This window comes from Actinoplanes sp. NPDC004185, assembly GCF_053603475.1.
This window is the reverse complement of sequence record NZ_JBSGFR010000052.1, coordinates 22,741-41,806: the sequence shown is the minus strand read 5'-3', so window position 1 is coordinate 41,806 and position 19,066 is coordinate 22,741. Positions and strand designations below refer to the sequence as shown.

The 19,066-nt window shown below is 72.2% G+C and carries 17 protein-coding genes; 6 read left to right on the top strand and 11 right to left on the bottom strand.

The window, feature by feature from the left end; genetic code table 11:
• The first annotated feature begins 37 nt into the window (after window positions 1-37).
• Complete coding sequence (locus tag ACWEOZ_RS36915; RefSeq protein WP_451915310.1) at window positions 38-979, top strand: S41 family peptidase; 942 nt, start codon at window positions 38-40, stop codon at window positions 977-979.
• A 39-nt stretch (window positions 980-1,018) separates the two neighbouring features.
• On the opposite strand, the gene ACWEOZ_RS36910 is transcribed toward ACWEOZ_RS36915, so the two are convergent.
• The 7 genes from ACWEOZ_RS36910 to ACWEOZ_RS36880 all read right to left on the bottom strand — a co-directional run bounded on the left by ACWEOZ_RS36910 (window position 1,019) and on the right by ACWEOZ_RS36880 (window position 10,464).
• Window positions 1,019-1,534, bottom strand: coding sequence for a GAF domain-containing protein (locus tag ACWEOZ_RS36910; protein ID WP_451915309.1), 516 nt, complete (start codon window positions 1,532-1,534; stop codon window positions 1,019-1,021).
• A complete protein-coding gene (locus ACWEOZ_RS36905) occupies window positions 1,531-3,057 on the bottom strand; it encodes a sensor histidine kinase (RefSeq protein ID WP_451915308.1) in 1,527 nt (508 codons plus the stop codon). Before ACWEOZ_RS36905 ends, ACWEOZ_RS36910 begins: the two co-directional genes overlap by 4 nt.
• A gap of 103 nt (window positions 3,058-3,160) precedes the next feature.
• Window positions 3,161-3,622, bottom strand: coding sequence for a DUF5709 domain-containing protein (locus ACWEOZ_RS36900; RefSeq protein WP_360542936.1), 462 nt, complete (start codon window positions 3,620-3,622; stop codon window positions 3,161-3,163).
• A 40-nt stretch (window positions 3,623-3,662) separates the two neighbouring features.
• The gene (locus ACWEOZ_RS36895) at window positions 3,663-5,813 is read right to left on the bottom strand and encodes an alpha-galactosidase (RefSeq protein WP_451915307.1); all 2,151 of its coding nucleotides are present in this window, start codon (window positions 5,811-5,813) and stop codon (window positions 3,663-3,665) included.
• Between the two features lie 21 nt (window positions 5,814-5,834).
• Entirely contained in the window at window positions 5,835-6,956 is a 1,122-nt protein-coding gene (locus tag ACWEOZ_RS36890) for an aromatic ring-hydroxylating oxygenase subunit alpha (RefSeq protein WP_451915306.1), read from the bottom strand.
• Window positions 6,953-8,104, bottom strand: coding sequence for an N-methyl-L-tryptophan oxidase (solA, locus tag ACWEOZ_RS36885; protein ID WP_451915305.1), 1,152 nt, complete (start codon window positions 8,102-8,104; stop codon window positions 6,953-6,955). The genes ACWEOZ_RS36890 and solA overlap by 4 nt, the downstream gene beginning before the upstream one ends.
• An 8-nt stretch (window positions 8,105-8,112) precedes the next feature.
• Window positions 8,113-10,464 (bottom strand): GcvT family protein, encoded by a 2,352-nt coding sequence (locus tag ACWEOZ_RS36880; protein ID WP_451915304.1) that lies wholly within the window; start codon window positions 10,462-10,464, stop codon window positions 8,113-8,115.
• Window positions 10,465-10,694: 230 nt separating this feature from the next.
• Between ACWEOZ_RS36880 and ACWEOZ_RS36875 the strand changes: the two genes are divergently transcribed.
• Window positions 10,695-11,318, top strand: coding sequence for a DedA family protein (locus ACWEOZ_RS36875; RefSeq protein ID WP_451915303.1), 624 nt, complete (start codon window positions 10,695-10,697; stop codon window positions 11,316-11,318).
• On the opposite strand, the gene ACWEOZ_RS36870 is transcribed toward ACWEOZ_RS36875, so the two are convergent.
• On the bottom strand, window positions 11,303-11,731 hold the full coding sequence (locus ACWEOZ_RS36870) for a response regulator transcription factor (protein ID WP_451915302.1): 429 nt from the start codon (window positions 11,729-11,731) through the stop codon (window positions 11,303-11,305). The genes ACWEOZ_RS36875 and ACWEOZ_RS36870 overlap by 16 nt on opposite strands.
• Window positions 11,722-11,883 (bottom strand): hypothetical protein, encoded by a 162-nt coding sequence (locus ACWEOZ_RS36865; protein ID WP_451915301.1) that lies wholly within the window; start codon window positions 11,881-11,883, stop codon window positions 11,722-11,724. Before ACWEOZ_RS36865 ends, ACWEOZ_RS36870 begins: the two co-directional genes overlap by 10 nt.
• 148 nt (window positions 11,884-12,031) lie before the next feature.
• On the opposite strand from ACWEOZ_RS36865, the gene ACWEOZ_RS36860 reads away from it, so the two are divergent.
• The 4 genes from ACWEOZ_RS36860 to ACWEOZ_RS36845 are packed head-to-tail and all read left to right on the top strand — an operon-like array spanning window position 12,032 to window position 16,216.
• Window positions 12,032-13,624: an MFS transporter gene (locus ACWEOZ_RS36860; protein WP_451915300.1), complete on the top strand. Its 1,593-nt coding sequence runs from the start codon at window positions 12,032-12,034 to the stop codon at window positions 13,622-13,624.
• A gap of 46 nt (window positions 13,625-13,670) precedes the next feature.
• On the top strand, window positions 13,671-14,285 hold the full coding sequence (locus tag ACWEOZ_RS36855; RefSeq protein WP_451915299.1) for a TetR/AcrR family transcriptional regulator: 615 nt from the start codon (window positions 13,671-13,673) through the stop codon (window positions 14,283-14,285).
• Window positions 14,282-15,253, top strand: a complete 972-nt coding sequence (locus tag ACWEOZ_RS36850; protein WP_451915298.1) for a threonine ammonia-lyase — start codon at window positions 14,282-14,284, stop codon at window positions 15,251-15,253. The genes ACWEOZ_RS36855 and ACWEOZ_RS36850 overlap by 4 nt, the downstream gene beginning before the upstream one ends.
• Before the next feature lie 60 nt (window positions 15,254-15,313).
• Window positions 15,314-16,216, top strand: a complete 903-nt coding sequence (locus tag ACWEOZ_RS36845; protein ID WP_451915297.1) for a DUF5995 family protein — start codon at window positions 15,314-15,316, stop codon at window positions 16,214-16,216.
• Here ACWEOZ_RS36845 and ACWEOZ_RS36840 read toward each other — a convergent pair.
• Window positions 16,203-17,702 (bottom strand): GGDEF domain-containing protein, encoded by a 1,500-nt coding sequence (locus tag ACWEOZ_RS36840; RefSeq protein ID WP_451915296.1) that lies wholly within the window; start codon window positions 17,700-17,702, stop codon window positions 16,203-16,205. The genes ACWEOZ_RS36845 and ACWEOZ_RS36840 overlap by 14 nt on opposite strands.
• Before the next feature lie 773 nt (window positions 17,703-18,475).
• A complete protein-coding gene (locus ACWEOZ_RS36835; protein ID WP_451915295.1) occupies window positions 18,476-18,934 on the bottom strand; it encodes an Hsp20/alpha crystallin family protein in 459 nt (152 codons plus the stop codon).
• Window positions 18,935-19,066: the final 132 nt, after the last annotated feature.

Below are 19,066 nucleotides of genomic sequence, written 5' to 3'. Positions count from 1 at the left end.
ACAACGGGGCCGGGCGGATCCGGTTAGGTTGACCGGCATGTCGCCGCACATCATCGACGAAGCACTGGACCTGCTCTGCGCCAACTACATCTTCCCGGACAAGGCCGCGGCGGCGGCCGACGCGATCCGGCGGCGCCGGGCTCTCGGCGAATACGACGCCCTGGACGAGGAGACGCTGGCCGCGCGGCTCACAGCCGATCTGGCCGAGGTCTGCGCCGACAAGCACCTGCGCGTCCGCACCCGGGAGACGGCCTTGCGCGACGTGCTGACCCACGAGGACATGGTCGTGGCGTACCGGGAAGGCCTGCGGCACGCCAACTACGGCATCGCCCGCGTCGAACGGCTCGACGGCAATGTCGGCCTCCTCGACCTGCGGCAGATCGCGGAGGCATCGGTGGGTGGCCGGGCCATCGCCGCGGCGATGGAGCTGATCGCGCACACCGAGGCGCTGATCATCGACCTGCGCCAGAACCGCGGCGGCGCGCCGAACGGCGTCACGTTCTGGCTCAGCTACCTGTTCCGCGACGACGAGACGCACCTCAACGACATCTACGACGGGGCGTCCGGCCGTACCCGGCAGTTCTGGACCCTCGCCCACCTGCCCGGTGAGCGGTACCCGGACCGGCCCGTGTTCGTGCTGATCAGCGACGTCACCTTCTCGGCGGGCGAGGAGTTCTGCTACAACCTGAAGGCGCTCGGGCGCGCGACGCTGATCGGGCAGACCACCCGGGGCGGTGCGCACCCCACCGGTGTCTTCCCGATCACCCCCACTGTGGAGATCGCCGTGCCGACGGCCCGGTCGGTCAACCCGGTGACCGGCGCCAACTGGGAGGGCACGGGGGTGGAGCCGGACATCGAGGTGCCGGTCGTGGAGGCGTTCGGTCTCGCGTACCGCAGAGCGCTGGAGCATGTGCTGACGACCTCGGCACCGGCGTCGGTGCTGGCCGAGGCCAGGGCAGCCCTGGCGGAGGCTGCCTGAGCGGGGCGGCGGTGCCGCGGGCCGCCACCCCGGCCGCCCTCAGTTGGTGCGGTAGGCCGAGAGAACGTCCATGACCTGGCCGGCGCCGTGGTGCAGGACGGTGAGGTCGTCCTCGGTGAAGGTGCGCGGTGCGACGTCGATGATGCAGTGCGCGCCGAGAACGTGGCCGCTGTCGTCGATCAGCGGTACACCGGCGTAGCTGCGGATACCGATCATGTCCAGCAGCGGGTTGTCGGAGTGGACGGCGTCGGTGGTGGCGTCGATGAGGCAGTACGGGCGACCGGCGAGCACGGTGTGCGTACAGAGCGCCCATTCGGCCGGGGTGCCGAGTGCCTCGTCGATCCAGCCGGTGACGCCGTGGGCGCCGATGAGGTACTGGGCGCTGTCGAGAACCATGGAGACCAGCGAGATCGGCGCGTTCAGCTGGTGGGCGCTGTGCGCGGCGATGGCCTCCATCCGGGCTTTGAGTCCGGGGTGGAAGAGGTCGTAGCGGGCCAGCTGGTTCATCCGGGCCGGCTCGCCGAGCCGGGTGAACAGGTCCGTCGTCGTGTTCATGCGGCGCTCCCGGTGGTGGTGGCCGTGTTGGTGTGTGCGGCGAGGCGGATACCGATGGCGTGCGCGCACAGCCTGCTGACCGGATCGAGGGCGGTCATGGCCTGTAGTAGCTGCTGCAGGGCGTCGTCGCTGGTCTCGTGGCCGGTGAGCCGGCTGGCGCGCAGCAGTGTCGTCCAGACCTGGGCCGCGGCGTCGCCGTGCGAGCGGTGGACCGCGTCGCGGGCGTCGGCCAGGCTCGGCCGCCGCAACCCGGCGGCCCCGGCCGGGGCGGCCGGCAGGGTGACCGTGACAGTGGTGCCACCGCCGGGGGTGTCGCGGAACGACAGGGTGCCGTGGTGCGCCGCGATGATGCGCTGGCAGGTGGCCAGTCCGATGCCGGTGCCTTCGACGTCGGTGTGCACGCGAGTGAACAGTTCGGTGACCTTGGCGCGGTCGGCGGGAGGGATCCCGCGGCCGTTGTCGGCCACGCTGATCGACTGACTGCCGCCGGTGAGAGCAGAGCTGATCCGGATGGTGCTGCGCCGTTGCGGGTGACGGTACTTCACGGCGTTGCCGACCAGGTTCTGCAGCAGCACCCGCAGCTGGGTGGCGTCGCCGATGACGGCGGGGAGCTCGTCGACGTCGATGCGGGCGTCCGCGACGGTGATCGCGTCCTGCAGGTCCTCGAGCACCTGCCCGGTGATGTCGGACAGTGCCACCGGGACGAAGTCGGGGGCGCCGCTGACGGCGGCGTGTGCCAGCACATCCTCGATCATGCGCCACATGCGGGTACTCGACGACAACGCCCGTTGCAGCATCCACGTCGCCGTCTCGTCATCGGCGACGGCGGGTACCTCGGCCAGCGAGCTGATGAAGCCCAGCACACCGGTCAGCGGGTTCTTCAGATCGTGGCTGACCTGCCCGGCGAACTGCTGCAGCGCGGTGTTCGACCGCAGCAGTTCCTGATGGGTGGCCGCCAACTCGGCCAGGGCCCGTTCCCGGTCGCGCAGCGCCTCGGTGAGCAGGCCGGAGTGCCTGCGCAGCTCCAGCACGTCGACGACCATGCGCGCCAACCGGTCCAGTCCGGCGCGTTGCACCGCGGTCAGCTCCCGCACCTCGGTGTCGAACACGCACAACGTGCCGATCACGTGGCCGTCCCCGACGCGGAGCTGGCTGGCCGCGTAGAGGCGGATGCTGTCCATCGTCCCGTCGACGTGCGGGTTGTCGGCGAACCGCGGGTCGGTGCTCGCGTCGGCGAGCACCACCGCGGCGGGCTCCAGGATGCTGATCGTGCACATCGAGTCGCCCCGGTCACACACCTGCGGCGCCATGCCGACCGCGGCGACCTGATGCTGATACTGCGCTGCCGTGATGTTGACGACCGCCCGCGCAGTGCCGCACACGTCCGCCGCCAGCTGCGCGATCAGCTGCAGATCCGGTTCCGGGGCGCCGGCGACGATGTCGTACGCCGCGAGCGCCGCCAGCCGCGCGCCCTCGTTCGCGGGCACCGGGAACGGTCGCCGGCTGGTCACGATGTCGGTCACAGGCGCTCCTGAACACGTCGGGAACCCACACGATCGACAGCAGCACCCCCTGACATGAGGAAACGCGGGGCATCACCGGCCCGTCCGAACCAGCAGCGGCTCCCTAGAGCCGCGGGCCCTCGCCGGGCCCGTTCGGGTCGTCCGTGACGTGGATCGCGGCCTCCTCGGCGCTCGCCGCGCCGGAGTCGATGCCCGCGTCGAAGGCGACCGCGTCGCGCTCCTCGTCCGGGCCCAGACCCTCGTCCTCGGCGAACAGCCGGCCCGACCGCGGGTCCTGCTCCTCCCCGCGGCGGGCGATATCGTCCTCGTCGGCGTCCGGGTCCGGATCGGCGTACGGGTCGACGTCCGGCTCCTCCTCGGCCAGCAGCTGGTCCAGAGACTCCCCCTGCCGCTGCTCGGCCGCGGTGGTGCCGAACCGGTCGGCGCCGGACCACCGGTCGGCGGCCTGGTAGCCGACGTCCAGCGGGTCACCGGCCGGGTCCCCGTCGAGGGTGTCCGAGTTGTCCAGCACGCCGTCGTCCTCGACCGCGTCCCACTGGTCGTCGCTGCCGTCAGCTTGGGTCATCGTCTCTCCCGGTTGATCTCGCACAGGCACTGCGGCGAGGCTAGACCCTGCTCGCTTCATAGAGCAGCACCTGGTCCGGGTGGGTCCGTGGGCTGGCCACGCCGGCCAGCTCGAGGGCCGCGCCCGTCAGGATGCGGCCGGAGCGGTCGGCGCCCCACCACCGCGGCGCGACCAGCTGCGGCTCCGGGCCGACCAGCACCGGGCGGATCCGGTAGCGGGCCTCGGGGTCCAGGCCGCGCAGGCGCAGCCGGGGGCCCGGGTCCGGGGTGATGCTGTCGGTGATCGCCATCGCGAACAGCGCCCGGGAGCGGTCGCGGGCGACGACCCCGTGCACCAGGATGCGGTCGTCGTAGCCGTCCAGCCGGACGATGTCGCCGTCCAGCAGCAGGTCGCGTTCGCGCTGGAAGAACGCCACCCAGTCGCGCAGCCCCGCGGTCTCGGCCTCGGTCGCCCGGGCGAGGTCCCATTCGATGCCCAGGTGGCCGAAGATCGCCGTGCCGGCCCGGAAGGCGAGGTCGTGGCGGCGGCCGGTGACGTGCGAGCGGCCCGAGGCGATGTGCGAGCCGAGGTATTCCGGCGGGACCAGCTGGGCGGTCCAGCGCATCATCCGCTGCCGGTCGTGCGGGTCGATGTTGTCCGAGACCCAGACCCGATCGGTACGCTCCAGCACCGCCAGGTCGACCCGGGCCCCGCCGGAGGAGCAGGATTCGATCTCCAGTCCCGGGTGCGCCGCCCGGATCTCGTCCAGCAGCCGGTAGAACGCCAGGGTCTGCGCGTGCACGCCGGGCCGCCCGCGGTGGGTCTGGTCGCCGGCCTCGACCAGGTCGCGGTTGTGGTCCCACTTGACGTAGCCGATGTCGTACTCCCGCAGCACGGCCAGGATCTGGGTCTTGACGTGCTCGTAGGCCTCGGGGATGCCCAGGTTGAGCACCTGCTGGGTGCGGGCCTCGACCGGCCGGGCGGCGCGCGCGGCCATGATCCATTCCGGGTGGGCCCGGGCCACGTCCGAGCCCGGGCTGACCATCTCCGGCTCGAACCACAGCCCGAACTGCATGCCCAGCGCCCGCACCCGGTCCACCAGCGGGTGCAGACCCCGGGGCCAGACCTCCGGCGAGACCACCCAGTCGCCGAGCCCGGACGTGTCGTCGCGGCGGGAGCCGAACCAGCCGTCGTCCAGCACGTACCGCTCGACCCCGGCGGCGGCCGCGCGCTCGGCCAGGTCGATCAGGCGGTCGGCGTCGTGGTCGAAGTAGACCGCCTCCCAGACGTTGAGGGTCACCGGGCGCCGGGCGGACACCTTGGGCTCGCGGGTCCGCAGGTGCCGGTGGAAGCGCCGGGCGATCTCGTCGAGGCCGTCGCCGTACGCGGCGTACAGCCACGGGCCCTGGTAGCTCTCGCCGGTGGCCAGCCGGATCTCCCCGGGCAGCAGCAGCTCACCGCCGCCGAGCAGCCGTTCACCGGAGTGCACCTGCTCGGCGTAGTGCGTGTGGTTGCCGCTCCACGCGGTGTGCACCGCCCAGATCCGGCCGGTGGCGAAGCCGAACCCGGCCGTTCCCGCGTGCAGCAGGTACGCGCTGTCCGCCCCGGTCCGGCCCTTGCGGTTCTCCCGCAGGTGCGTACCGGACGGGAACGGCGTGCGCACCGGCACCCGTTCCTGGTTGTGCCGGCCGGTGAAGTCGAGCAGCTCGGTGGCCTCGGCCGGCACCGGCAGGGCCAGCACCAGGTCGTCCAGGGCGTACGGCTCGCCGGCGAGGTTGCGCACCGCCGCCCGGCACCGCAGCAGCCCGGCCGGCAGCAGCTCCAGGGTCAGCCGCAGCTCCAACCGGTCGGCGTCGTCCAGGGCCCGGACCTCGACGCGGCCGGCGCCACCGGCGTGGAAGGCGCCCACCGGGTCGCCGTCGACGGTGACCTCGGTGACCAGGAACGCGGGGGACCAGCCGGCGCCGGCGAACGAGCCGCGCAGACCGGGCCGGCCGGTCCAGCCGGTCTCGTGCCCGGGCAGCACCGCGACCCGCGGCCGGACGTCCGGATCGTTCGACCCGATCACTGCCTCGGCCGCGGTGACGAGCGTTTCGGCCTGGTCGGCGTCCAGCCCGGGCAGGGCAGGCCCCCAGTAGGCGACGGCCGGCAGCCGCCCGGCGGTGGCGTCGATCAGCACGGTGACGCCGGCCGCGGTCAGAGCGATGAGCATCTGCTCACCCTAACGACGCGTTCAGGTCGCGAGGCGGGTACGCAGCCAGTCGTGGAAGCCGGCGATGTGGTGCTCGCTGGGCACCAGCACCCCGCCGTCGGCGTACGCGCGCGACGCCATCCCGGGCTGGCAGCGCTCGCAGGCGTCGAAGTCCTGCCGGTTGACCCGGTCGAAGAGCTCCACCGAGCGCGACAGGTCCCGGCCCTCGTCGACCACCTCGCTCAGATAGAGCCAGTCGCACTCGACCACCGTGCGGTCGGCCGCCAGCGGGTACATCCGGTGCAGGATCACGTGGTCCGGCACCAGGTTGAGGAACACCTGCGGCTTGATGGTCACCGCGAAGTAGCGCCGGTCCTGGCTGGCGTCGATCCCGGCGATCGGGGTGACCCCGGCGCCGCCGTCGACGGTGAAGCCTTCGACGCCCGGCCCGAACTCGGCACCGTGCCCGACGTAGTACTGCGCCGCGTAGCCGCCCGCGAACTCCGGCAGCACGTGCACCAGTTCCGGGTGGATCGTCGCGCAGTGGTAGCACTCCATGAAGTTCTCGATGATGAGCTTCCAGTTGGCCCGCACGTCGTACCGGATCCGCCGGCCGACCGTGAGGTCGTCGATGCCGTAGCGTTCGACCGCGGCCAGGTCGCCCAGGCGTTCCTCGCAGGCGGCCTGCACGGTCTCGGCGAACGAGGGCGGGGTCTCGGCCAGGCACACCCAGACGTAGCCGAGCCACTCGCGCGCGTGCACCGTGCTGAGGCCGTACTCGACCCGGTCGATGTCGGGCATCTTGACCAGGTTGGGCGCGGCCACCAGCTTGCCGTCCAGGTCGTACGCCCACGCGTGGTACGTGCACCGGAACGTCCGCTTGACCGATCCGCTGTCGTCGGCGCACAGCTGCGCGCCCCGGTGCCGGCAGATGTTGAGGAACGCGCGCGCCTCACCGGCCCCGTTGCGGGTCACCAGCACGCTCTCCCGGCCCACCCGGACCGTCCGGAACGCGCCCGGCGTGCCGACGTCCGAGCCGCGCACCGCGCAGAACCACATCTGCTCGAAGATCCGCTCCTCCTCGGCGGCGAAGATCGCGGGATCGGTGTAGTAGGTACCCGGCAGGGTCCGCACCAGGCTGGCGGGCAGCTCGGTCATGGTCATGTGGTCACCCCTGTGAGGCGGCGTGGGTGGAACAGATCGATCGGGTGCCCCGTCGCGCCCGTGGTGGCCAGGTCGGCCAGGATCTCGCCGACCACCGGCACGAACTTGAAGCCGTGCCCGGAGAACCCGCACGCGACGGTGACCGCCTCGTGCGCCGGGTGTCGGGCGATCACGAAGTGCTCGTCCGGGGTGTTGCTGTACAGGCAGGTCTTGGCGCGCAGGAACGTGCCGGGCAGGTCGGGCAGGTTGCGCCGGGTCCGGTCGGCCATCGCCCGGATCTCGTCGGGGTGCACCTCGCGGTCGATGGTCTCGGGGGTGGTGACGACGCCGCGCCGGAAGAACGCCACCTTGGCGCCGCCGTCCGGCCCGTCGATGGCCGGGAAGCCGTAGATCTGGCTGCCGGCGGGGTCCTCCCAGATGTAGATGGGGTGCCGCTCGGGCGTGAACGGGGCCACCCCGCCGACCGGCTGGAACCAGTACTGCACCTGGCGTTCGATGGTGAACGGCACGCCGAGGTCGGCCAGCAGCTGCGGCGCCCACGGTCCGGGCGTGATGACCAGTTGCCCGGCCGTGTACGAGCCGGCGCCGGTCTCGACCCGTACGCCGCTGCCCGCCGCCGGGCCCCAGCTGGTCATCGGCTCGTCGAAGTGCAGCTCGGCACCGGCCCGCGCGGCCAGCGTGAGCTGCGCCGACACGGTCGCCTCGGGGCGTACGAAGCCGGCCTTGGCCTCGTAGAGGGCCACCTCGTCCGGGCGTGGGCTCAGCGTGGGGAAGCGCCGCCGCAGCGCCTTCGCGTCCAGCATCTCGTGGTCGAGGCCCCAGCGCTCGGCGCTGAGCCGGCTGCCCGACACGGTGAGGCTCTCCGGCTGCCCGACCATCACCCCGCCGGTGAGCGTGATGACGTCGGTGCCGGAGTCGCGGGCCAGGGCGTCGTACAGCTCGTAGGCGCGCAGCAGCAGCGGCACGTAGTCGGGACTCTCGAAATAGGACTGCCGGGTGATGCGTGAGCCGCCGTGGCTGGCTCCCCGGTCGTGCGCCGGCCCGAACTTCTCCAGGCCCAGCACCCGGACTCCGCGCGCGGCGAGCTGGTGGACGGCCGCGCTGCCCATTCCACCGAGCCCGACAACGATGACGTCAAATGCGGCCACGCCGGCTCCTATCGCCGAATCCGTTCATGCTTCGGGTCGAACAGCGGCTCGGCGGCCACGCGGGCACGCAGCAGCCGGTCGAAATAGCCCACCCGCACGGCCGTGCCGGGCACGGCGACCTCGGCGGGCAGCCAGGCGTACGCGATCGGGGCACCCACGGTGTGCCCGTACGCCGCGCTGGTCACGAACCCGGCCGGCTTGCCGTCGGCGTACACCGGTTCCCGGCCCATCGGCACGCAGCCCTCGTCCTCCAGTACCAGGCAGGTGAGCAGGCGCCCGGGCTCACGCCGCCGCAGCAGGGCGGACCGCCCGACGAAGTCACCGCGGTCCAGCCGCACGGCGAAGCCCAGCCCCGCCTCGTACGGGTCGTCCTCGGCGGTCATGTCGGTGCCCCAGGCCCGGTAGCCCTTCTCCAGCCGCAGGCTGGTGAACGCCGCCCGCCCGCCCGCGACCACCCCGAGCGTGGATCCGGCCTCCCACAGCGTGTCCCACAACCGCAGCCCCAGCTCGGCGGTGGTGTAGACCTCCCAGCCCAGCTCGCCCACATAGGAGAGCCGCAGCATGGTGACCGGCACCGGGCCCAGATGGGCGCGCCGGGCCTTGAAGTAGCCGAACGCGGTGTGCGAGACGTCGATGTCGGCCAGCGGGGCGATCAGCTCCCGGGCGAGCGGCCCCCACACGCCGACGCAGCAGGTGGCGCCGGTGATGTCCCGGATCACCACCCCGGCCGGGGCCCGCCGCAGCAGCCAGTCCAGGTCCAGTGGCCCGTTGACGCCGACCTGGAACCGGTCCTCGGCGAGGCGGGCCACGGTCACGTCGCTGCGGATGCCGCCGGCCTCATCGAGCAGCAGCGTGTAGACCACCGTGCCGACCGGGCGGTCGAGGTCGTTGCTGCTCAGCCCCTGCAGGAAGGAGAGCGGGCCGGTCACTTCGAGGCGGGTCAGCGGGGTCATGTCGTACAGGGCGACGCGCTCGCGGGTGGCCCGGGCCTCGGCCGCCGCGATCGGTGACCAGTGCCGGGCCGACCATTCGTCACGCGGTACGGCGGTCCTGGGCAGATCGGCGTTGGCCTCGTACCAGAGCGGCCGCTCCCAGCCGGCGGCCTCGCCGAACACCGCGCCGAGCTCCCGCTGCCGAAGGTGGAACGGGCTCACCCGCAGGTCCCGGACCGAGGGCGGGTCCAGCGGATGGATGATGTCGTACACCTCGACGAAGCTGCGCACCGAGCGCTCCCGCACGTACGCCGGGGACAGCTGGGACACGTCGAAGCGGTTCAGGTCGCATTCGTGCAGGTCGACGCCCGGCCGCCCGTCGACCAGCCACTCGGCCACCGCCCGGGCCACCCCCGCGGAGTGCGTCACCCAGACCGCCTCGGCCGTCCAGAAGCCGCGCACCTCACGGGACTCGCCGAGCAGCGGGAAGCCGTCCGCGGTGAACGAGAAGACGCCGTTGAAGCCCTCCTCGACCGCGCTGCCGGCCAGCGTGGGCAGCAGCTCGGTGGCGGCGGTCCACGACTCGGCGAAGTCATCGGGGGTGTAGGCCAGCATGGACGGTTGCGCGCCCTCGGCCAGCTCGGTGAGCTCGACCGGCATCGGCCGGTGCAGGTAGGAGCCGATGCCGAGCCGGTCGCCGTGCGAGCGGAAGTACAGGTCGCGGTCCTGGTGCCGCAGGATCGGGGTGGGCAGCGGGCCGGGCAGCGTCGTGGTCCGGACGTACTGGTGGGCCATGGGCAGCAGCGGTACCGGCACTCCGGCGAGGGCGCCGACCGCGGGACCCCAGAAGCCGGCACAGCTGACCACGATGTCGGCCGGGTAGGTGGCGTCGTCTGTGCGTACCCCGGTGACCCGGCCGCCGCTGCGCTCGACGGCCACGACCCGCTGGTGCGGCAGGAACCGGGCGCCGCGGGCGACGGCCCGGCGGGCCTGGGCCTCGCCGGCGTCGACCGCCCGGGCCAGCCCGTCGCCCGGCACGTGCAGCCCGCCCAGCACCTCGCCGAGCAGCGGGTGGAGCTCCCGGCAGGCGTCCGGCGTGAGCACCTCCGCGGCGATGCCCCAGGCGGTCGCGTAGCCGTGCCGCCGGTGCAGCTCGCGCAGCCGCTCCGGGGTGGTCGCCACCTCCAGGCTGCCCACCGGGTCGAAGCAACCCAGGTCGGTCAGCTTCTCCACGGTGTAGCGGGCCAGCCCGGCCATCGTCCGCGACGGGTTGGTCTGGAACACCAGGCCGGGCGCGTGCGAGCTGGATCCGCCCGTGCGGAACAGCGGGCCCTGCTCCAGCACGGTCACGTCGGTGCGGCCGCGCAGAGTGAGCTCGTCGGCCAGGGCGCACCCGACGATCCCCGCTCCGATGATGACAATCGCCATGCCCCGCGTCCCTTCGCCGAACGAGCGTGCCGTGCCTAGGAGCGGGCCGTGTCTCCGTCGTCACAGGATCGGCAGCGGTGGTGGCGCCGGTCAATGGGCGACCGAGACTTTTACCGCGACGCAACAAACCGTGCCTGTGGTTTTCCGCAGGGTCCGGCTGCGGCGGGCCGCAGGCAGCTCTGCGGTACGGCTCATGGTGCCCGCCGGGCCCGCTTCCTAGCGTCGACGTCATGACTTCCACCTGGGATTTCGCAGCTGAGACGGCGTCACTGGTCGAGCGGTTCGGCGGCCCCGGCGCCGGTCTCGCCGTCGCCCTCGAGAACCTCTTCCCGCCGATCCCCAGCGAGGTGATCCTGCCGCTGGCCGGCTTCGCGGCCGCCCGCGGCGACCTCAGCCTGCTGGGCGCGATCGCCTGGACCACGCTCGGCTCGGTGGTGGGCGCGCTCGCCCTCTCCGCCGTGGGGGCGGTGCTCGGCCGGGACCGGATCCGCGCCGTCGCGGCCCGGCTGCCGCTGATCAAGCTGGCCGATGTGGACCGCACCGAGGCCTGGTTCGCCCGGCACGGGGTCAAGGCGGTGTTCCTGGGCCGGATGATCCCGATCTTCCGGAGCCTGATCTCCGTCCCGGCCGGGCTGGAACGCATGCCGCTGGGCACCTTCCTGCTCTGCACCACGCTGGGCAGCCTCATCTGGAACACGGTCTTCATCCTGGCCGGGTACGGGCTGGGGGAGAACTGGCCGGCGATCCAGGCCTGGGTGGGCGCGTACCAGAACGGGGTGATCGGGGTCTGTGCTCTGGCCCTGCTGTGGTTCGTCGCGGTGCGGGTGCGGCGGTCCCGTCAGGAGCTCAGGTAACGCAGGACGGCCAGGACCCGGCGGCTGTATCCGGCCGCCCGGTTCAGGTCCAGCTTGTCGAAGATCGCGTTCACGTGCTTCTCGACCGCGCTCTGCGACACGTGCAGTTTCGCGGCCACGGCGGCGTTGGTGTGGCCCTGCGCCATCTGCTCCAGGACCGCCCGTTCCCGCTCGGTGAGCCGGGCCAGCGGGTCCACGTGCGAGGTCCGGGCCAGCAGCTGGCGCACCACCTCGGGGTCGATCGGCGGCATCCGGACGTCCACCACGATCACGTCGGGCCGGTGCCGCTCGACCTCCCGCAGCAGCGCGTCGCCGTCGCCGACGGCCGCGAGCACGTCGTGGCCCTCTTCGGCGAGCAGGCGGACCAGGCCCTCGCGCAGCAGGGTCGAGTCCTCGGCCAGGATCAGTCGCACGGGATCTCCGCCTTGATCTCGGTCGGCCCGCCGGGCGGGCTGTGCACGGCCAGGACGCCGTCGAGGGCGGCGACCCGCAGATCCAGCCCGGACAGGCCGCTGCCGCCCGGGTCGGCGCCACCGGCACCGTCGTCACTGACCAGGACGGACACCCACCGACTCTAGCGACCCGATCAAGGTGACGACGGCCACATTACGATACGAGGCTGTTCCGTATCGCGCGGGACAGGTCTACGGTCGTCCAGAGATACGGAACTGTTTCGTATCGAATCAGCCTCCACAGTTCAGGAGTGGCACCACATGGACGTTCCCGCCGCAGAGAACACCGGGCATCCCCGGCGCTGGGCCATTCTCGCCGTACTCGTCATCAGCCTGCTGGTGGTCGTGCTGGACAACACCGTCCTGAACGTCGCCATGCGGACCATCGCCGACCCGGACGAGGGCCTGGGCGCCAGCCAGAGCCAGCTCGAGTGGGCCATCAACTCGTACACCCTGGTCTTCGCCGGCCTGCTCTTCACCGCCGGCATCCTGGCCGACCGGCTCGGCCGCCGGATCACCCTGACCGTCGGCCTGGCCCTGTTCGGCATCGCCTCCCTGGTCTCCGCCTACGCGCAGACCGCCGACCAGCTGATCTGGGCCCGCGCGCTGATGGGTCTCGGCGCCGCCGCGATCATGCCGTCGACCCTGTCGATCATCTCCAACGTCTTCGACCCGCGTGAGCGCGGCCGGGCGATCGGCGTCTGGGCCGGCGCCGTCGGCCTGGGCGTCGCGATCGGCCCGATCGTCGGCGGCCTGCTGCTCGAGCACTTCTGGTGGGGCTCGGTCTTCCTGATCAACGTGCCGGTCGTCATCGCCGGTGTGGTGCTGGTCAGCGTGCTGGTCCCCGAGTCGCGCGACCCGCGGCCGGGCCGCATCGACATCGTCGGCGTGCTGCTCAGCATCGTCGGGCTCACCCTGCTCACCTACGGCGTCATCGAGGGCGGCGAGAAGGGCTTCGGCCAGCTCGAGTCCTGGGGCACGCTGGTCGCCGCGGTCGCGGTCCTGACCGGCTTCATCCTGTACGAGCGCCGCATCGCCTTCCCCTCGCTGGACGTCAAGCTCTTCGCCATCCCGCAGTTCTCCGCCTCGGTCGGCGCCATCGGCCTGGTCTTCTTCGCGGCCATGGGCGCGATGTTCTTCAGCGCCTTCTACCTGCAGCTGGTCCGCGGCTACGGCCCGCTGGCCTCCGGCGCGCTGTTCGTGCCGTTCGCCGCGGCCCAGATGGTCTTCGCGCCGCGCAGCGCCGCGATGGTCAAGCGGTTCGGCCCGAAGCTGGTCAGCACCGTGGGCCTGCTGCTGGTCGCGGCCGGCCTGGGCGGCTGGCTCGTCGTCGGCGAGACCACGCCGATCTGGGTCGTCGGGGCACTGTTCTTCCTGATGGGCGTGGGCATGGCCAACGTGATGCCGCCGGCCACCGAGGCGATCATGTCGGTGCTGCCCCGCGAGAAGGCCGGCGTCGGCTCGGCGGTCAGCAACACCATCCGGCAGATCGGTGGCGCCCTGGGCGTGGCCGCGCTGGGTGCGGTCGTCTCCTCCTCGTACCGCGACGACGTCACGACGGCCACGGCCGGCCTGCCGGACGCCGCCCGCGAGGTCGCCCAGGAGTCCATCTCCGGCGCGTACGGGGTGGCGGCCCAGGCCGGTCCGGGCGGGGCCGCACTGATCAGCTCGGCCAACGACGCCTTCATCACGGCGATGCACTACGCCTCCATCGGCAGCACGATCTTCGCGCTGCTGGGCGCCCTGGTGGCAGCCGTCTGGCTGCCGGGCAAGCCGCCGGCCGGCGTCCCCGCCCCGACGACAGCCGAGGGGCTGGCCGAGGAGCAGGGCATCGCGCTGGTCGACGCGTCATGACACGGGCAGGTGGCCACGACATGAAGGCTCGGTAACAATGGAGCTCATGACGACGGTCAGCATGCACGAATCGGCCGGCCAGGACCGCAAGGCTCCTGGCCGGCCGCGCAACGCGCAGGCCGACCAGGCCATCATCCAGGCGGTCTTCGACCTGCTCAGCTCGGGCCAGAGCGCCGACGCCGTGTCCATCGAGGCGGTGGCGGCCAAGGCCGGCGTGGGCAAGGCGACGATCTACCGGCGCTGGCCCAACAAGGAGGCGCTGCTCGTCGACGCGGTGGCCACCATGAAGGGCCCGCTGCCGGAGCCGGTGGGCGAGTCGGTTCGCGACGACCTCATCATGCTGATCGCGGCCATGCGCAACAAGCGGATGGAGCACTACGGCAAGGTCACCATGTGCCTGCTGCCGGAGATCGCCAAGAGCCCCGAGATGCGGCGGATCTACCAGGGCGTCATCGAGCCGCGGCGCGACGTGATGCGCGGCGTGCTGCGCCGGGGCATCGCGACCGGCGAGCTGCGCGCCGACCTGGACGTGGAGCTGACCCTGCTGATGCTCTCCGGCCCGACCGCGATGCAGAACATGATGCACTGGAACCCGCAGGTCCCCGAGGACGACTTCGCCGAGCACCTGGTGGACGCCATCCTGCGCGGTGCCGCCGCATGAGTGTCACGCTCGGCGATGTCTACGAGGCCGCAGCTCGGATTCAGGGTGTCGCGCATCGCACGCCCGTGCTGCGCTCCCGCACCCTGGACCGGCTGGCCGGCACCGAGGTGCACCTCAAGGCCGAGAATTTCCAGCGGATCGGCGCCTTCAAGTTCCGCGGCGCCTACCACGCGGTCTCCCGGCTCGATCCTGAGCAGCGGGCCCGCGGCATCACCGCGTACTCGTCGGGCAACCACGCCCAGGCGGTCGCGCTGGCCGCCCGGGAGTTCGGCACCACCGCGGTCATCCTGATGCCCGCGGACACCCCGGCGTCCAAGCAGGAGGCCACCGCGGGGTACGGCGCCGAGATCGTCACCTACGACCGCTACACCGGCGACCGGGTCGCTCTCGGTGCGGCGCTGGCGGCCGAGCGGGGGCTGGCGCTGATCCCGCCGTACGAGCACCCGCACGTGATCGCCGGGCAGGGCACCGCCGCGCTGGAGCTGCTCGACCAGGCCGGCGAGCTGGACGCCCTGCTGACGCCGGTGGGCGGCGGCGGGCTGATGGCCGGCAGTGCCACGGCGGCCAAGGGGCTGTATCCGGCGATCCGGACGATCGGCGTGGAGCCGGAGGCCGGCGACGACACCCGGCGGTCGCTGGCGGCGGGGGAGCGGGTCGCCGTGCCGGTGCCGCGCACCATCGCCGACGGCCAGGCCGCGGACATCCCCGGCGAGCTGACCTTCTCGATCAACCGCCGGCTGCTCGACGAGGTCGTGCTGGTCAGCGACGACGAGATCCGTGACGCCATGCGGTTCGCCTTCGAGCGGCTGCGCATCGTGCTGGAGCCCAGCGGGGCCACCGGCCTCGCCGCGCTGCTCGCCGGGCGGGTCCGGCCGCTGCCGCGCCGGACCGGGGTCATCCTGTCCGGCGGCAACATCGACGCCGTACGCTTCGCAGAGCTGGTCAATCCGGCATTTACTGTCGGGTAGCCGCCGGGACCCTGGTCAGCCGCGACCGTGTTCTCCATGGTGTACGGCGTGGAGGAATCGATGACAGTCACCTTCGACCGTGACGACGCCCAGCGCAGCGCCGGCGTGCTGCGCGACGAGCGCCTGCAGCTCACGCCCGCCGTGCCGCGGGGGCGCGGCTGGGCCCCCGCGCACATCGAGGTCGCGGACCTCTGCGGCGCCGAGTGCCCCGACATCGGCACGGTGCTCACACACCTGACCACCGCGCAGCAGATCTTCGACCGTCTGCCCCCGCCCACGGAGAACAGGGTCGCCGCGTTCAACTCGCTCTACTTCACCATCACCGACCGGGTGGCCCAGGCGCTGCGCACCGCCGACGTGCACAGCAAGGACTTCCTGGAGCTGCTCGACGTCGAGTTCGCCAAGCGCTACTTCTCGGCGCTGCGGCTGTGGGGCGACGACGACGCCGCCACCCCGGACGCGTGGGAGGTGCTCTTCCGCCGGGCCCAGGACGACCGCGTGACCCCGCTGGCCGCCGCCATGCTCGGGGTCAACGCGCACATCAACCACGACCTGGCGCTCGCCCTGGTCAGCACCTGGGAGCAGCTGGGCCCGCCGGACCCGGACGAGATCCACCCGGACTACCTGCTGGTCAACAAGATCTTCTTCGAGGAGATCCCCGGGCTGCGCCGGCGCTACTCGACACCGTTCCAGCTCAAGATCGACCGCCTGGTCGGCAACCTGGACGACTGGAGCCAGCGGGTGCTGGTGTCGGTGACCCGCGCCCACGCCTGGGAGCAGGCCGAACGGTTGTGGTCGTTGCGTGACGACCAGGAGGACCTGGACCGGGCGCTGCTGGTGATGGACCGCGCCTCCGCCTACGTCGGCGAGCTCCTGCTGGTCGGCGACGACCTGGTCAACCTCGGCGGCAAGCTGCTGCGCGGACGGCGCCCGGCCCGCGACGACGACGTCAGGGGCCGCTGACCAGCCGGTCCCGGCCCGCCCGCTTGGCGGCGTACAGGTGCTCGTCGGCCCGCCGGACGACCGAGTGGACGTCGTCGTCCGGGCGAAGCGAGGTCAGCCCGATGCTGGTGGTCACCCGCAGCCCGGGGGCGACGGCCTCCCAGTCGTACGCGGCGACGGCCGCCCGGGCCGCCTCGCAGGTCGCCGCCGCGTCCACCGGCCCGGCCTCCAGGACGAGGATGAACTCCTCCCCGCCGTGCCGGCCGGCGTGTCCGCCCAGCGACCGCAGGATGTCGGCGACCCGGCACAGCACGACGTCCCCGACGGCATGCGTCCAGGTGTCGTTGATCAGTTTGAAGTGGTCGAGGTCGAGCAGGGCCACCCCGGCCGGATGCCCGGCGGCGAGCACGGCGGAAAGCTGCGCGTCCGAGCGGCGCCGGTTCCACAACCCGGTGAGCGCGTCCCGCTCGGCCATCTCCCGGAACAGCTCGGTGTTGCGGTGCGCCTCGTCGACGGCGAACTGCGCGTGCGCGACCCGGGCCATGACCTCGCTCTGCTCGCTGCGGCGCACGGTCCAGGCCTCATGGAAGTCGACCATCTCCTGGTACGCGGCCTGGAAGTCCCCGAGCTCGGCATGGCAACCGGCCAGCATCCGCAACGCCAGCGCGTCGACGTCGGGCAACCGGTCCCGCTCGGCGATCTCCCGGCACCGGGCCAGGGTCTGCATGGCGGTGCCGACATTGCCGTCCCGCCGCTGAATGTCGGCCAGCGTGATCAACGCGGCCGGAATCGCATCCGAGTCGGTCGGCGCGGCACCGGCGATGGCCTCCTCGATCACGAGAGTGGCCTCCTGCGGCCGCCCGGTCTCCAGCAGGATCCGGGCGACGGTGTCGGCACAGGAGGCGTTCAACGGCTCCCCGGCCTGCTCGCTGTGCGCCCGCATCCGCCCGACCAGCGCCGAAGCACTGTCGAGATCACCATGGGTGTACGAACACCAGGCCCAGTTGTTGAGGTTGGCCAGCATCAGCGCGGGCCGGCCACAGGCATCGGCGAGCTGCTGCGCGGCCTCGAACTCCCCGTGCGAGATCCCGCCGATCCGCTGATCGTTGACCTGCAGAGCCAGAATGATCGCGTGATCGACCCGGAGGGTGAGCGGGTCACCGTCGGCGAGCATCCGGTTGGCCGGGTACGCATGCCGAACGGCCTCGGCATTGTCACCCGCCCGCCACAGCCCGCCGGCGACAACCGCATGGGCGTGGGCGAGAACGACCCGGTCCTCGCTGGTGGTGAGCAGCTCCCGCGCCTGCCGAACCCCGTCAGCGACCCGCCCGCCCCGGTTGTCGAGCTCGGCCAGCACCAGCCGCCCCAGATCGGCATGCCGCTGATCCCCGTCGGCGGTGGCCTGCCGGACCAGCTCCCGGGCCCGCCCGGCCAGCCCGTCATGACGCACATAGATGTCCGCGATCAACGACTCGAACGCGGCGGCAACAGCGGGACGTACCTGCACGCCCGGGCCTATCGGCTCGCCACGGCAACTCCTGAGCGGTCCCCACCGGCACCCCAAGCGGGCGCGCCGGGGTGACTCGCGGGGCGGAGCTCGACCGGGCTCATCAGTTGGACCCTAGCCCTGCCACCGGACGCTTCGGAACCGAACCGCCCAGACATACCGTGGTCGTCGCCCGCCGGACGTCGTTCGAGAGTGGGGTCGCGTTCTTACCGCGGTCGGGTTCGGCCGGCGGGCGCATCGCCCGCCGGCCGGTGATCACGTGCGTGGTGTGGGCGCATCGCCCGACACCGTGGCTGCGGTGCAGGTCTGGTCTTGTGGGCGCATCGCCCGTCTAGCCTTTCCGCGGTCGGCCTTTGACCTGTGGGCGTATCGCCCGCTGACGTGGGTCTCGTGAGGGGCGGTTCCAGAGCCGCTACGAGCGCACCGCTCGCCGGCTTCGCCTCAGCGTGAGTCCCGCCTGCGGATGCATCGCCCGCTTGCCCTCCCATGCTCGAACTCCCGTTGCCGGATGCATCGCCCGCCGGCTCGGTTCCGGCGCCGCTGAGGGCGCGTCGGCCGCCTGCTCCTGCCGGGCCGGTTCCCGGGCCGGGTGGGCGCATCGGCTCGCCCGGCTCCATACGCGGCTCGATGTCCGGCGGGCGCATCGCCCGCTCACCGCTTCCAAGCCCGAACCCCGCTGCCGCATGCATCGCCCGCCAGCTCGGTTCCGATGCCGACCCCAGCTTGGTGCCCGGCGGGCGTAACCGCCCGCCGGGCGTTCGGGAGGAGTGCGGTCAGGAACTCGTGATCGCCTGCTGCGGCGCGGCCTCGCTGGTCGCGGCCGGCGTGCCCGTGGTGATCTCGATGCGGCGGGGCTTGGCGGCTTCGGCCACCGGGATGGTCAGAGTCAGGACGCCGTCCTGCCAGGTTGCGGCGATCTTGTCGAGGTCGAGACCGTCGCCGAGGGTGAGCCGGCGTTCGAAGGTGCCGGTTGCGCGTTCGCGGCGGACCCATTGCACGTCGGCGTCGGTGCGCGCGCTTCTCTCGGCGCGGATCGTCAGGACCCGGTTGTCCACGTCCACCTGGACCGAGCCGGGGTCGATGCCGGCCAGGTCGCAGTGCAGGACGAAGTGGTCACCTGAGCGGTACAGGTCCATCGGCATCGCCATGGTTGCCGTGCTGCCCGCGGCTCCGCCGAACATCTGCCCGGCCAGCCGGTCGAACTCGCGGAAAGGATCGAAAGTCAGCACCACGGGATCCACCTCCTCGACGTGGCCCGCCGGCCTGCCCGGCGGGCTCGTGGCGCTCGGCTCAGATCAAATCTGCCGAGGTCGTGCCGCGCATCGAGGTGGTCCATCACCGCGATGAGCAGCAGCGACAAGTAA

What these genes read in the sequence shown, in the direction of transcription:
- ACWEOZ_RS36895 (WP_451915307.1), bottom strand. Translation starts at nt 5,813, where the DNA reads ATGCTCATCGCTCTGACCGCGGCCGGCGTCACCGTGCTGATCGACGCC.
- ACWEOZ_RS36850 (WP_451915298.1), top strand. Translation starts at nt 14,282, where the DNA reads ATGAGTGTCACGCTCGGCGATGTCTACGAGGCCGCAGCTCGGATTCAG.
- ACWEOZ_RS36860 (WP_451915300.1), top strand. Translation starts at nt 12,032, where the DNA reads ATGGACGTTCCCGCCGCAGAGAACACCGGGCATCCCCGGCGCTGGGCC.
- ACWEOZ_RS36855 (WP_451915299.1), top strand. Translation starts at nt 13,671, where the DNA reads ATGACGACGGTCAGCATGCACGAATCGGCCGGCCAGGACCGCAAGGCT.
- ACWEOZ_RS36880 (WP_451915304.1), bottom strand. Translation starts at nt 10,464, where the DNA reads ATGGCGATTGTCATCATCGGAGCGGGGATCGTCGGGTGCGCCCTGGCC.
- ACWEOZ_RS36910 (WP_451915309.1), bottom strand. Translation starts at nt 1,534, where the DNA reads ATGAACACGACGACGGACCTGTTCACCCGGCTCGGCGAGCCGGCCCGG.
- ACWEOZ_RS36900 (WP_360542936.1), bottom strand. Translation starts at nt 3,622, where the DNA reads ATGACCCAAGCTGACGGCAGCGACGACCAGTGGGACGCGGTCGAGGAC.
- ACWEOZ_RS36875 (WP_451915303.1), top strand. Translation starts at nt 10,695, where the DNA reads ATGACTTCCACCTGGGATTTCGCAGCTGAGACGGCGTCACTGGTCGAG.
- ACWEOZ_RS36845 (WP_451915297.1), top strand. Translation starts at nt 15,314, where the DNA reads ATGACAGTCACCTTCGACCGTGACGACGCCCAGCGCAGCGCCGGCGTG.
- ACWEOZ_RS36890 (WP_451915306.1), bottom strand. Translation starts at nt 6,956, where the DNA reads ATGACCATGACCGAGCTGCCCGCCAGCCTGGTGCGGACCCTGCCGGGT.
- ACWEOZ_RS36915 (WP_451915310.1), top strand. Translation starts at nt 38, where the DNA reads ATGTCGCCGCACATCATCGACGAAGCACTGGACCTGCTCTGCGCCAAC.